Origin of the sequence: Mesorhizobium sp. M0522 (assembly GCF_040321085.1) — a bacterium.
In the GTDB taxonomy this organism is placed as follows: Bacteria; Pseudomonadota; Alphaproteobacteria; order Rhizobiales; family Rhizobiaceae; genus Mesorhizobium.
The window spans coordinates 220,797-234,500 of record NZ_JAMYQW010000004.1; the positions used below are offsets into that span (position 1 = coordinate 220,797).

11 protein-coding genes are annotated in these 13,704 nt (G+C 64.4%); 10 read left to right on the plus strand and 1 reads right to left on the minus strand.

The window, feature by feature from the left end:
• The first annotated feature begins 85 nt into the window (after nt 1-85).
• Nucleotides 86-721: a DNA-3-methyladenine glycosylase I gene (locus tag NKI58_RS07715; RefSeq protein ID WP_352783650.1), complete on the plus strand. Its 636-nt coding sequence runs from the start codon at nt 86-88 to the stop codon at nt 719-721.
• Nucleotides 722-725: 4 nt separating this feature from the next.
• On the opposite strand, the gene NKI58_RS07720 is transcribed toward NKI58_RS07715, so the two are convergent.
• Nucleotides 726-977, minus strand: coding sequence for a hypothetical protein (locus tag NKI58_RS07720; RefSeq protein ID WP_031213141.1), 252 nt, complete (start codon nt 975-977; stop codon nt 726-728).
• Between the two features lie 233 nt (nt 978-1,210).
• Between NKI58_RS07720 and hisS the strand changes: the two genes are divergently transcribed.
• The 9 genes from hisS (at nt 1,211) to NKI58_RS07765 (ending at nt 13,433) form a co-directional block, all read left to right on the plus strand.
• Entirely contained in the window at nt 1,211-2,770 is a 1,560-nt protein-coding gene (gene hisS, locus NKI58_RS07725) for a histidine--tRNA ligase (protein ID WP_352784865.1), read from the plus strand.
• Between the two features lie 171 nt (nt 2,771-2,941).
• A complete protein-coding gene (locus NKI58_RS07730) occupies nt 2,942-4,060 on the plus strand; it encodes an ATP phosphoribosyltransferase regulatory subunit (protein ID WP_352784867.1) in 1,119 nt (372 codons plus the stop codon).
• Entirely contained in the window at nt 4,057-4,758 is a 702-nt protein-coding gene (hisG, locus tag NKI58_RS07735) for an ATP phosphoribosyltransferase (RefSeq protein WP_352784869.1), read from the plus strand. The genes NKI58_RS07730 and hisG overlap by 4 nt, the downstream gene beginning before the upstream one ends.
• Nucleotides 4,759-4,924: 166 nt before the next feature.
• Entirely contained in the window at nt 4,925-5,134 is a 210-nt protein-coding gene (locus tag NKI58_RS07740) for a hypothetical protein (protein WP_352784872.1), read from the plus strand.
• A gap of 31 nt (nt 5,135-5,165) precedes the next feature.
• Entirely contained in the window at nt 5,166-6,932 is a 1,767-nt protein-coding gene (locus NKI58_RS07745; protein ID WP_352784874.1) for an AMP-binding protein, read from the plus strand.
• 66 nt (nt 6,933-6,998) lie between these two features.
• Nucleotides 6,999-7,220, plus strand: coding sequence for a cysteine rich repeat-containing protein (locus NKI58_RS07750; RefSeq protein ID WP_352450969.1), 222 nt, complete (start codon nt 6,999-7,001; stop codon nt 7,218-7,220).
• A 176-nt stretch (nt 7,221-7,396) separates the two neighbouring features.
• Nucleotides 7,397-8,500: a calcium:cation antiporter gene (locus tag NKI58_RS07755; protein ID WP_352785199.1), complete on the plus strand. Its 1,104-nt coding sequence runs from the start codon at nt 7,397-7,399 to the stop codon at nt 8,498-8,500.
• A 626-nt stretch (nt 8,501-9,126) separates the two neighbouring features.
• Entirely contained in the window at nt 9,127-10,233 is a 1,107-nt protein-coding gene (locus NKI58_RS07760) for an efflux RND transporter periplasmic adaptor subunit (protein ID WP_051406143.1), read from the plus strand.
• On the plus strand, nt 10,230-13,433 hold the full coding sequence (locus NKI58_RS07765; RefSeq protein WP_352784878.1) for an efflux RND transporter permease subunit: 3,204 nt from the start codon (nt 10,230-10,232) through the stop codon (nt 13,431-13,433). The genes NKI58_RS07760 and NKI58_RS07765 overlap by 4 nt, the downstream gene beginning before the upstream one ends.
• Nucleotides 13,434-13,704: the final 271 nt, after the last annotated feature.

Below are 13,704 nucleotides of genomic sequence, written 5' to 3' on the forward strand. Positions count from 1 at the left end.
TACCGCCCGGTTCAGGAATCTGGTAAAGCCGCGGTAAAGGCCGCGTCAAAACGCGTTAACGCCAAGACACGAACGGAATTCCGCCATGGATGAAAAGACAGGTCTGCTTGCCGGTCCCGACGGCATCGCCCGCTGCTTCTGGCACGGCAACCTGCCGGATTATCTGCACTACCACGACCACGAATGGGGCCGGCCGGTCGCCGACGACCGCCGCCTGTTCGAGAAGATCTGCCTCGAAGGTTTTCAGTCGGGCCTGTCCTGGCTGACCATATTGCGCAAGCGCGACAATTTCCGCGAGGCGTTTGCCGGCTTCGATGTCGACAAGATCGCCGCCTTCACCGACGCCGATGTCGAGCGCCTGCTCGGCAATGCCGGCATCATCCGTCACCGCGGCAAGATCGTTTCGACCATCAACAACGCCAAGCGCGCCCGCGAACTCATCGACGAGGCCGGCTCGCTGGCCGCCTGGTTCTGGAAGTTCGAACCCGGCCCCGACGAGCGGCCCGAGATCGTCGACCTCGCGCATTTGCGCGCCAATCCGACGACGGCCGTCTCGGTCCGCATTTCGAAAGAGCTGAAGAAGCGCGGCTGGAGCTTTGTCGGCCCGACCACCGTCTACGCCTTCATGCAGGCGATGGGGCTGGTCAACGACCATCTCGAGGGCTGCGTCTGCCGCGAGCCGGTCGAGGAGGAACGGAAAGCGTTCAAGCGGCCGAAATAGCGGCTCAGGCGCCGCCGGCGCCGGCGAGGAAAAACCCGGCAAGGATGGCCGCCAGCGCGGCGAACACCGGATAGATCACCAGCAGGCCGGTCATCAGCACGTCGCGCATCGTCGGTCCGCTGCGCTGTTGCGCCGCGATCTCGAACGGTCCGGCGATTTGCTTCGTCTTCGGCGCATAACCATCGGCCGGCCGCAGCCGGACCGAGGCGTCGCGTGCGCCGCTATCGATGATGTCGAACTTCTGTAGCGTGGCCATGGCCCCGAGCCCCTTGTTTCGGCGCGCTTATCGGCCCGGATTGTGTCGGCACGATGCCGCGCGCATGGCGCAATTGTTTCAGCTTCTTTTTCGCCTCTCCTTCTCCCACAAGGGGAGAAGGAGAGGCGCAAACCCTTGCCGCTCCCGGCTGCATCGGTTAGGACACCCGCGCCGTGGAAATCGGTCATTTAACCGATCCCCGGAAGCGCCACGAAACACCGAGTACCCATCCCATGGCCGACAAATCCGAAAAGATGAAAGCGCGGCTGCCGCGCGGCTTTGTCGACCGCGGCGCCGACGATCTCCGCGCCGTCGAGAAGATGATGGCGACGATCCGCTCGGTCTTTGAGCTCTACGGTTTCGAGCCGGTCGACCAGCCGCTGATCGAATACACCGATGCGCTCGGCAAATTCCTGCCCGACCAGGACCGGCCGAACGAGGGCGTGTTCTCGTTCCAGGACGATGACGACCAGTGGCTGTCGCTGCGCTACGACCTGACCGCGCCGATGGCGCGCTTTGTCGCCGAGAATTTCGAGCGCCTGCCGAAACCCTATCGCAGCTATCGCTCCGGCTGGGTGTTCCGCAACGAGAAGCCGGGCCCCGGCCGCTTCCGCCAGTTCATGCAGTTCGACGCCGACACGGTCGGCACGCCGGGTGTCGCGGCCGATGCCGAGATGGCGATGATGATGGCCGATGTGATGGAGGCGCTCGGCATCAAGCGCGGCGACTACGTCGTCCGCGTCAACAATCGCAAGGTGCTCGACGGTGTGCTCGAGGCGATCGGCCTCGGCGGCGACGAGAACGCTGGCCGCCGGCTGCAGGTGCTGCGGGCGATCGACAAGCTGGACAAGCTGGGCGTCGGGGGCGTGCGCCTGCTTTTGGGCGCCGGGCGCAAGGACGAGAGCGGTGATTTTACCAAGGGCGCCGGGCTGGGTAACGCGCAAATCGATGTTGTGATCAGCTATTTCACGGTCATGGCGCAGCATGATCCCGAACAAATTGTCCAGACACTGGGATCTATCACCCCAGGGCTCAGCAATCTTGTCGAGGAAAGGAAACTCGAACATCTCGGCATAACGAATGCCTCGTTTGTTGAGGGTCTTGCAGAGCTGGAGCAGATAAGAACCATGGTCGCGCAAAGCGGCTACGGTGAGGATCGCATCCGCATCGACCCCTCCGTCGTGCGTGGCCTCGAATATTACACCGGCCCGGTCTACGAGGCCGAGCTGCTGGCCGAGATCCCCAACGAGGACGGCCAGATCGTGCGCTTCGGTTCGGTCGGCGGCGGCGGACGTTATGACGGCCTCGTCTCGCGCTTTCGTGGCGAGCCGGTGCCGGCGACCGGTTTTTCGATCGGCGTCTCGCGCCTGATGACGGCGCTGAAGAACCTCGGCAAGCTCGATACTTCCGATGTCATCGCGCCGGTCGTCGTGCTGACCATGGACAAGGATACGGAAAGCCTCGGCCGCTACCAGAAGATGGTGGCCGAGCTGCGCGCCGCCGGCATCCGCTCGGAAATGTATCTCGGCGGCGCCGGCATGAAGGCGCAGCTGAAATATGCCGACCGCCGCGGCAGCCCGGTCGCCGTCATCCAGGGCGGCGACGAGCGCGCCAAGGGCGAGGTGCAGATCAAGGACCTGATCGAAGGCGCGAAGATGTCGGCCGAGATCGCCGACAACGCCGAATGGCGCGCCGCACGACCGGCGCAGGTGACCGTGGCGGAAGGCGATCTGGTCGCCGAGGTGAACAAGATACTGACGGCGCAGGCCGAGGAGCGGGCGCGTGGCAAGTAGGGCGCCGCTTCCTTCTCCCCCTGGGGGAGAAGGTGGCCGAGCGAAGCTCGGTCGGATGAGGGGTGTTCCAGGGAACGCCGACGCCTCATTTCTTCCGGCACCCCTCATCCGTCTTGGCGCGTCGCGCCAATCCACCTTCTCCCACAAGGGGAGAAGGGGAGGTGGCGTTTTATGACCCCCCGCCCCGCCATCGCATCCGACATCGCGACGCTCTTCGCCGCGCGCAACACCCATGCGGTCGAGGTCGCCGTGCTGCAGCCGGCCGATCCGTTCCTCGACATGGCCGGCGAGGATTTGCGGCGCCGCATCTTTCTCACCGAGAGCGAGACCGGGCAGACGCTTTGCCTGCGGCCGGAATTCACCATTCCGGTCTGCCTCGACCACATTGCCAGCCAGGCCGGCACGCCGCGCCGCTATTCCTATCTCGGCGAGGTGTTTCGCCAGCGCCGCGAGGGCGGCAACGAGTTCTTCCAGGCCGGCATCGAGGATCTCGGCGACCGCGACACGGCCGCCGCCGACGCCCGTTCGCTGGCCGATGCGCATGCGCTGCTGTCGCTGGTGCTGCCCGGCCGGGAGCTGGCGGTGACGCTCGGCGACCAGACCATTTTCGAGGCGGTGCTTGCAGCCCTTGGCCTGCCGCGCGGTTGGCGCATGCGGCTGGCGCGCGCCTTCGGCTCGGCGCCGATGCTGGAGGCGGCGCTTGCCGATCTCGCCAATCCGCCGCGCAACAGCCAGCTTGCCGGCCCGGTCGCCGCCCTTGTCCTCGATGGCGATCTCGACAGCCTTTCGGCGCATATCGCCGGCGGCATGGAAGAGGCCGGCCTGTCGGCAACGGCCGGGCGTTCGCCGTCCGAGATTGCGCGGCGCCTGATCGAGAAAGCCGAACTGCGCAGCGTGCGGCTGTCGAACGAGGCGTTTGCGGCGCTGAAGAGCTTTTTGGCCATCGACGTGCCGCTCGATAGCGCCGCCGGGGCGCTCGAAAGTTTTGCGATCGATGCCGGGCTTTCGCTGGGCGCCGCGCTGGGGAATTTTGCCGCCCGCGCCGCGGCAATCGAAACCCTCGGCCTGCCGATGTCTGAAATCAGCTACGACGCCGCCTTCGGCCGCCCGCTCGATTACTACACCGGCCTCGTCTTCGAGATCGCGGCGCAGGATGGCGACCGGCCGCTCGCCGGTGGTGGCCGCTACGACCGACTGCTGACGCTGCTCGGCGCCAAAACGCCGATCCCCGGCGTCGGTTTTTCCGTCTGGCTCGACCGCATCGAGGCGCTGCGGGAGACGGCGCCATGATCACGCTGGCGATCCCGTCGAAAGGCCGGCTCAAGGAGCAGGCGCTGGAGGTGCTGGCCAAGGCCGGGCTTGCCGTCAGCCTGCCCGGCGACGAGCGCAAATATCGCGCCCGCATCGACGGCCTTGACGGCGTCGAGATAGCGTTCCTGTCGGCCTCGGAGATATCAGGCGAAATCGGCCAGGGCTCGGTCGATCTCGGCATCACCGGCGAGGACCTTTTGCGCGAAAACCTCGCCGATTGCGAGACGCGCGCCGAAATCATCGCCCGCCTCGGTTTCGGCAATGCCGATGTCGTCGTCGCCGTGCCCGATATCTGGCTCGATGTCGACACCATGGCCGACCTCGACGACGTCGCCGCCGATTTCCGCCAGCGCCACGGCCGCCGGCTCAGGATCGCCACCAAATACTGGCGCCTGACCCAGCAGTTCTTTTCGCAAAAGCACGGCATCCAGGTCTACCGCATCGTCGAAAGCCTGGGTGCCACCGAAGGCGCGCCGGCGGCCGGGTTGGCCGATATCGTCGTCGACATCACCACGTCAGGCGCGACGCTGCGCGCCAACCATCTCAAGGTGCTGGCCGACGGCGTCATCCTGCGCTCGCAGGCCTGCCTCGTCGCGTCGAGGAAGATGCGTTCGGCGGCCGACGAGGCGGTGTTGCGCGATATTGCGGCAAGGATGGCATCGGTGAATTCAGGCTGACGTCGCCAATCTCCCCCCTTGAGGGGGAGATGTCGCCGAAGGCGACAGAGGGGGTCGGTACGTCTTGACGCGACTCTCCTAACGGACAGAACAGGCAGGTGCTCCACGCGAGACGACCCCCTCTGGCCTGCCGGCCATCTCCCCCTCAAGGAGGGAGATTGGCAGCTTGGCCGCTGGCACCGACCTGAAGCGATTTTCTTGGCGTACAGCAATTTTGTTCTTGCTTTGTGCCGGCAGCTATGCTACTAATTTCGCTATGGTGCCAATTGGCCCCGAAGACCCGCCCGCCGAGGCGGGTTTTTTATTTTCGGCCCTTACAGGCGAGTTCCCACCCAGCCCTGCCATCGGCGGGATTTCCACCACCCCGCTGGGCTGATAGGCTCGTTCTGTCTGCGGAGGACACGGCGATGCCGATCAATCTCGACGAGTTGAAGAATGCCAGCAATTTGCGCTCCAGGCGCGATGGCGGTTCGTTCATTGCGCCGGTCGACGGCACGGCGCATGTCTCGGGGGAGCGCAGCGTGCCGCTGCTCAACCTGACCATCCCGGCGCTGTTTGCCGATACGGTCGGCAAATACGGCACGCTCGATGCCGCCGTCTTCGTCGAGCAGGACAAGCGCTTTACCTGGGAGGAACTGTCGGAGACGGTCGATGCGCTGGCCGCCGGCTTCCTGGCGCTCGGCCTCGAGAAAGGCGATCGCGTCGGCATCTGGTCGCCGAACCGCTGGGAATGGCTGGTGACGCAATTCGCCACCGCCCGCATCGGCCTGATCCTGGTCAACATCAACCCGGCCTATCGGTTGGTCGAGCTGGAATATGCCTTGAACAAGGTCGGTTGCCGAGCGCTTGTCACCGCCGCCAAATTCAAGAGCTCCGACTATCTCGGCATGATCGAGACGCTGGCGCCGGAGATCGCCAAGGCCACCCCCGGCAAGCTCGACGCCAACAAGCTGCCGGCACTGAAGACAGTCATCCGCATGGACGAGGAGAATTCGCCGGGCATGTTCAATTTCGCCGACGTGCTGGCGATGGCCGGGCGCGACGAGCATGACCGGCTCGACCGCATCTCCGACGGGCTGAAACCCGACGATGCCATCAACATCCAGTTCACCAGCGGCACGACCGGCGCGCCCAAGGGCGCGACGCTGACCCACAACAACATCGTCAACAACGGCAATTTCGTCACCTCGGCGATCCGGCTCACCGTCGACGACCTGCTGTGCATCCCGGTGCCGCTCTATCATTGCTTCGGCATGTCGATGGGCACGATGGGCTGCGTCACCAAGGGCGCGACCATGGTTTTCCCGAGCGAGGGGTTCGATGCGGGCGCCACCCTAAAGGCGGTGGCAACGGAACGCTGCACCGCGCTTTACGGCGTGCCGACCATGTTCGTCGGCCTGCTCGACCATCCGGATTTCGCCTCCTTCGATCTCGCCAGCCTGCGCACCGGCATCATGGCCGGCTCGCCATGCCCGATCGAGGTGATGAAGAAGGTGGTGTCGCTGATGCATATGGCTGAGGTGACCATCGCCTACGGAATGACCGAGACCAGCCCGGTCTCGTTCCAGAGCAGCGTCGACGATCCCCTGGAAAAGCGCGTCTCCACCGTCGGCCGCGTCCATCCGCATGTCGAGGTCAAGGCCATCGACGCCGAAGGCGCCACCGTCGCGGTCGGCGCGCCGGGCGAGCTCTGCACGCGCGGCTATTCCGTGATGAAGGGCTATTGGGACGACGAGCAGAAGACCCGCGAGGCCATCGACGCCGACGGCTGGATGCACACCGGCGACCTCGCCACCATCGATGCCGAGGGCTATTGCAACATCGTCGGCCGGGTCAAGGACATGGTCATCCGCGGCGGCGAGAACGTCTATCCGCGCGAGGTCGAGGAGTTCCTCTATCGCCACCCCAAGGTCAAGGAGGTGCAGGTGTTCGGCATTCCCGACCCGAAATACGGCGAGGAGCTGTGCGCCTGGATCGTGCTCAAGCCCGGCCAGATCACCACGGAGCAGGAGATCAAGGCTTTCTGCGCTGGCCAGATCGCCCATTTCAAGATCCCGCGCTACATCCGCTTCCGCACCGAATTGCCGATGACGGTGACCGGCAAGCCGCAGAAATTCCTGATGCGCCAGGCGATGATCGACGAGCTGGGATTGGTGACGCAGAAGACGGCGTGAAAAGGCTTCCGTTTGTATCTACGCGTGACGGAGGCGTTGTTTGGGCAACATATTGAGGGGTGTTCCATGCGGATTGGATTAGGCGTGCTTTTCCTGGCAACTCAGCTGGCAGCCACCGCGGTGCTGGCGCAGACGGCGGCCGAGCGTGAGGCCTGCCAAGCAGATTACCAGAGATTGTGCAAGGGCGTGTTGCCGGGCGGTGGCCGCGTCGTCAAATGCCTGGCCGGTCACATGAGCGAGCTGACGCCCGAATGCAAGAAGGTCGTCAAGGCCAACACGCCCGGCTAGCACGCGAGCTTCCTGCGGGTGCGATTGTCCTTCCCTTGTGGGGAGGGGCTAGGGGGTGGGGTACGCTGCGATGGCGCCATGACCTGTCATATGCGATTTCTCTGGATGGTCGCGGTGCGCAACAGTGGTTGCAAATCGCCCTTCCACGGGATTTGCGGGAAGGCAAGAAGGTGACAATGAGTGGTCTCGCAAGATCGGCGGTTTCCTACGGCATGCCGCTGGCCGCGCTGGCGATGGCTGTCGCGGTCAGGGCCAGCGGGGTGTCGGTGGACGAAGGGTCGCTGGGCACCAGGATATTCATCGGCGCGCTGTCGAGCGCGATCATGTTCATCACGATTTTCGTGGTGCTCGACCACGCCGAGGCGGTGGCCAGGCGGGTTGGGGAGCCGTACGGCACGTTGGTGCTGACCATCGCCGTGACGGCAATCGAAGTGTCGATCATCGTTTCCATCATGCTGCACGGCGCGAACAACCCGACGCTTGCCCGCGAATCCGTGTTCTCGACGGTGATGATCACCTCCACCGGCGTTGTCGGCATGTGTCTGACGTTTGGCGGCTGGCGCCATCGCAAGCAGGCGATCGTCCGGCAAGGGACCAGCGCCTATCTGGCGGTTCTGGTCGCGCTCAGCGTCATGACGCTTATTCTGCCGACCTACACGCGAACCACCGATCCCGGCACGTTTTCGGCGGCCCAACTTGGCTTCGTCAGCGTCCTTTCAGTGCTGCTCTATGCCGGTTTTCTGTTCGCGCAGACTGTCCGCCACCGCGACGATTTCATCGATGGACAAGCGCATGGCGCCGCAGTGCGAACCGACGCTCACGAAAGCGTCGCCGCCGGCGCTGTTCTCCTGCTGATCGGGCTGATCGGCATCGTCATGCTGGCCGAACAGGTCGCCGCCAGCGTCGAGGATGCGCTCGTCGCCTACCAGGTGCCGCAGGCCGACGCCATTGTCGGCGCGATGATCGCGGGCTTGGTTCTGATGCCGGAGGCCATTTCGGCGGTTCGCGCCGCACTCAGCAACGAGCTGCAGCGTGGCCTGAACGTCGCCATGGGCTCGGCTTGCGCGACAATCGGTTTGACAATACCGGCAATCGCCGCCGCCAGCCTGCTGACCGGAAGAGGCCTGACCCTGGGGCTGCCGGCGACCGACACGGTGCTTTTGGTTCTGGCGCTTTTCATATGCAATGTAAGCTTTAGCACGGAGAGAACGACGTTCTTGACCGGCTTGGTGCATCTGGTGGTGTTTTTTACTTGGGTGTTTTTGATATTTGTGCCGTGAGGGTTGGAGGGAGGTGGCAAACCACTATCGACCGGTTTTCGAACGAGCGGTCATCCGTTTCCGCATTGAGTTGCGAAGTAGGCGAGCCGCAGAAGTTCCGGATGAGGCGATGGTCGAGAATTGAGAGTGGTGACAGCAAAGAGGGCTTGAGGGGTGGGCGCCAATTTGTCTCCTTTGCGCCGTGGGCGGACGCTTAGCACCAAGGCCTTGAACGTCTCGATCTGCAGCCGATTGCGGAATGGCGGCTTTTACGTTTGAAGAAGGATTGCGGACGTTCAGCCCGACGGGACCAAGATCTGCTCCCGGGTCTAGCCGTCCCGTCTCAATGGCGTCCCGGACCGCCCGGTGGATCTGCGTTGCCAGTGGCGGGTGGCGGGGCAGCCACAGGGTGGACATTTCAGCCGACATGGAAAATGATCATGTTGCCATGCACAACACTGCAGTGCTCTGATCTCGACGAAAAGCCTGAGCGTAGAAGCGGATCAACCGACCTCCGGGTCCAGCGAGCGAGGACGCAAATGGACACCCCAGAGAATGGGCAATTGCATCGCGACGCGGGCGGGCGACCCTGTCGATCGGCCGGCTGGCTTCCCCGCGCCGCCGTGTCGGCGGCATTCCTGCTCGGCATGGCTTTCAGCAGCACTGCGTTTGCGCAGGACCAGCAGCTACCCGTGGTGACAGCGGCCAAGCCGGTGGTCCGTGAAATCGTCGAAGACGACGAGTTCGTCGGGCGCTTCGAAGCCGTCGACCAGGTCGCCATCCGTTCGCGCGTCAGCGGCTATCTGGACAAGGTCAGCTTCCAGGACGGCGCACTGGTCAACAAGGGCGACCTGCTCTTCACCATCGACGAGCGTCCGTACCAGGCGGCTTATGATGCCGCCAAGTCGCAAGTGGACGTCGCCAAGAGTCTGCTCGAATTCTCCAAGATGCAGCTGGATCGCGCCGACGAACTCGCCAAGACCGGCAATATCTCAACCGCGACGGTCGACGACCGCCGGCGGGAATACCTTTCGGCGCAGGCGCAGATGCAGGGCGCGACGGCTGCGCTGACGACGGCCAGCCTGAACATGGAATTCACCGAGATCAAGGCGCCCTTGTCCGGCCGCATCGACCGCCGGCTGGTGTCGGTCGGCAACCTCGTGCAGCCGGATTCCACCTTGCTGACGACCATCGTTACGCGCGATCCGATCGACTTCTATTTCGACGTCGATGAGCGCCTGTATTTCAGCTATGCCCGCGACGCGAAGGAGCGCGGCGGCAGCATGCAGGAAGGCGCCGGCGGGCTCGAGGTGGTGGTTCGCGTCGCCGACCGCGCGGAGGCGGTATTCAAAGGCAAGCTCGATTTTGCCGAGAACCGGATCGACAACGCGACCGGCACCATGCGGGTGCGTGCAAGGTTTCCCAACGCCGATGGCATTCTCCAGCCAGGCATGTTCGGGCGCATCAACGTGCCGGGGTCGCTGCCGCATAGCGGCGTGCTGGTGCCCGACGAGGCGATCGGCGCCGATCAGGATCGCCGCATCGTGTTCCTGGTGGATGAGGCCGGGATGGTGTCGGCGAAGCCCGTGCGCACCGGCCCGCTTCTCGACGGCTACCGGGTCATCCGCCAGGGCCTGACCGGCGACGAGACAATCATCGTCAAAGGGCTGATGCACGCCAGGCCCGGCACCAAGGTGAAGGTCGAGATGGTGACGTTGCCGCCCAAGGCCGAGACCGCCGAGTTGCAGCAATGAGGTTCGCACATTTCTTCGTCGACCGTCCGATCTTCGCATCGGTCGTTTCGATCGTCCTGCTGATCCTCGGCGGGATTGCTTATACCCAGCTGCCGGTCGCGCAATATCCCGAGATCGCGCCGCCGACCATCGTCGTTCGCGCGCAGTATCCGGGCGCCGACGCCGAGACGGTCGCAGCGACGGTGGCAACGCCGATCGAGCAGGAGATCAACGGCGTCGAGGGCATGCTCTACATGTCGTCCTATTCGTCGGGCGACGGGGCGATGGCGCTGACCATCACCTTCAAGCTGGGCACCGATCTCGACCAGGCTCAGGTGCTGGTGCAGAACCGCGTGTCGGTCGCCGAGCCGCGCCTGCCCGAAGAAGTCCGTCGCCTCGGCATCACCACCACCAAGAGCTCGCCCGACCTGATGATGGTCGTGCACATGCTGTCGCCCGACAATAACTACGACCAGCTCTACGTCTCGAACTACGCCCGCTCGCGGGTGCGCGATATACTGCTCAGACTAGACGGCGTCGGCGACCTCATCATCTTCGGCGAACGCGAATATTCGCTGCGCATCTGGCTCGATCCGGAAAAACTGTCCGCCCTGGGGATGACCTCGGGCGATGTGGTGCAGGCGTTGCGCGACCAGAACGTCCAGGTGTCGGGCGGCTCGATCGGCGCGCCGCCGACCAGCACCGGCACGGCGTTCCAGTACACGGTCACCACGCAAGGCCGCTTCAACGACGCACGCGACTTCCGATACGTGATCGTCAAATCGACCGACGACGGCCGCCTGATCTCGCTGCAGGACGTGGCGCGCATCGAGCTCGGCGCCAAGGATTACGTCACCAACTCCTATCTCAACGGCAAACCGGCGGTGGCGCTCGCCATCTTCCAGCGGCCGGGCACCAATGCGCTCGCCGCAGCCGCGGAGATCCAGGACAAGATGAAGGAGCTTTCCCGCGACTTCCCGAAGGGGTTGAGCTACGACATCGTCTACAATCCGACCGAGTTCGTCGCCGAGTCGATCCAGGAGGTCTACAAGACGATTCTCGAGGCGATGCTGCTGGTCATCATCGTCATCATCGTCTTCCTGCAATCGTGGCGCATGGCGATCGTGCCGATCGTGGCGATCCCCGTGTCGCTGATCGGCACGCTGGCGGTGCTTTACGCCGCCGGCTTCTCGCTCAACATGCTGACGCTGTTCGGCCTAGTTCTGGCGATCGGCATCGTCGTCGACGATGCGATCGTCGTGGTCGAAAACGTCGAGCGCAATATCGCCAGAGGGCTGGCGCCCAATCCGGCGTCGCACCTGACCATGGACGAAGTCGGAACGGCCGTCATCGCGATCTCGCTGGTGCTGATAGCCGTGTTCGTACCGACAGCCTTCATCCCCGGCATTTCTGGGCAGTTCTATCTGCAGTTTGCGATCACCATCGCGGTGTCGACGGCGATCTCGGCATTCAATTCGCTGACGCTTTCGCCGGCGCTGGCCGCACTGCTGTTCAAGCCGCATCACGCCGCGGCGGCGCCGCCGCGCTTTTTCCTGGCGCGGTTCGGACGGGCGCTCGCCGACGGCTTCAATCGCGGCTTCGACAGGGTCGCCCATTGGTATTCGAGCATCATCCGCGTGCTGGTCGGCTCGTGGATAACGATCGCCGCCATGCTGGCCGTTTTCGCGGCCCTCATCTACGCCACGGTCTACATGGTGCAGTCGGTGCCGCGCGGTTTCATTCCGTCGCTTGACCAGGGCTATGCGATCGTCGTCATCCAGTTGCCGGACGGCGCTTCGCTGTCGAGGACCGATGCGGTCATCCAGCAGGCGTCGCAGATCATCCAGAAAACGCCAGGCGTCGACTACGCAGTCGCCTTCGCCGGCTTCTCCGGCGCGACCTTCACCAACGCCAGCAACGCGGGCGTGATCTTCGCCAGGTTCAAGCCGTTTGACGAGCGACTGAAAGCCGGCCAGTCGGCGACCCAGGTCATCGGCAATCTGTTCGGCAGCCTGCAAAGCATCAAGGAAGCCTTCATTATCGCACTGCCGCCGCCGCCGATCCGCGGCGTCGGCAATGCCGGCGGCTTCAAGCTGCAGATCCAGGAGCGCAACAGCGCCGACATGCGGCAGATCCTGGCGCTTGCCAACGAAATCGCCGGCAAGGCCAACAAGACGCCGGGGCTGACGGGCGTGTTCACCACGTTCTCCGCGTCGAGCCCGCAATTCTTCCTGGCGATCGATCGCGACAAGGCGCGCATCCTGAACGTGCCGATCCCCAACATCTTCGAGGCGCTGTCGATCAATTTGGGCACCGCCTACGTCAACGACTTCAACGCTTTCGGGCGCGTCTACCAGGTGCGGGCGCAGGCCGACCAGGCGTTCCGTCTCGATCGCGCCGACATCTTGAAACTGAAGGTGCGCTCGGCGACCGGCGCGCTGGTTCCGCTCGGCACGTTGGTCGAGATCCGCGACGTCACCGGCCCGGCGCTGGTCCAGCGGTACAACATGTACGTTTCGGTGCCGCTGCAGGGCAACGCCGCGCCCGGCGTTTCCACGGGCGACGCGCTGGCATTGATGGAAGGGATCACGGCAAAGACGCTGCCGGCCGGTACCTCCTATGAATGGACCGAGCTCGCCTATCAGGAGCGCAACACCGGCAATGCCGCTGTCTATATCTTCGGACTGTCGGTGCTGTTCGTGTTTCTGGCGCTGGCGGCGCAATATGAAAGCTGGGTGCTGCCGTTCGCCATTGTGCTGGTGGTGCCGCTCGGCGTGCTCGCGGCGTTGCTCGGCGTGTCGTTCCGAGGGCTGGACAACAACATCCTCGTGCAGATCGGCCTCATCGTTCTGATCGGGCTTGCCGCCAAGAACGCGATCCTGATCGTCGAATTCGCGCGGCAGGCGCAGGAACGCGGGCTGTCGGCCGCCGAGGCTGCCGTCGAAGCCTGCCGGCTCAGGCTGCGGCCGATCCTGATGACCGCCTTCTCGTTCATCCTCGGCGTCGTGCCGCTGATGATCGCAACGGGCCCGGGCGCAGAAATGCGCCAGTCGCTCGGCACCGCGGTATTCTCCGGCATGCTCGGCGTCACCTTCGTCGGCCTGTTCCTGACGCCGGTGTTCTACGTCACGCTCAGGTCGCTGTTTTCACGGCGCAAGCCCCGTGCCGAGGCCGAGCCTTCGGGGCCGGCAGAGGCGCCATCGGAGACGGCCGCCGAGTAGGGTTACGAATTCGCCGCGTCGGGCGCGGCTTATCACTCCAGAAAATCGGCGCGGCGCGGCAACGGCCACGATCTGCGCGATCTCGGCGTCGAGGTGCGGCGGAGACCCTGCTCGGTCTGATCCAGCCTAACAGCCGCATCCAGTTCAGCGAGACGATGCCGGGCGGCGAGGCCAATGCGATCTTCTATCTGGTCGACCGGGCGGGGCTTGAGGGCGCAACCGCGACCTCCGGAGTCCTCGCTTGCGATGTCTGCTTTCAGGACGCGGAGAA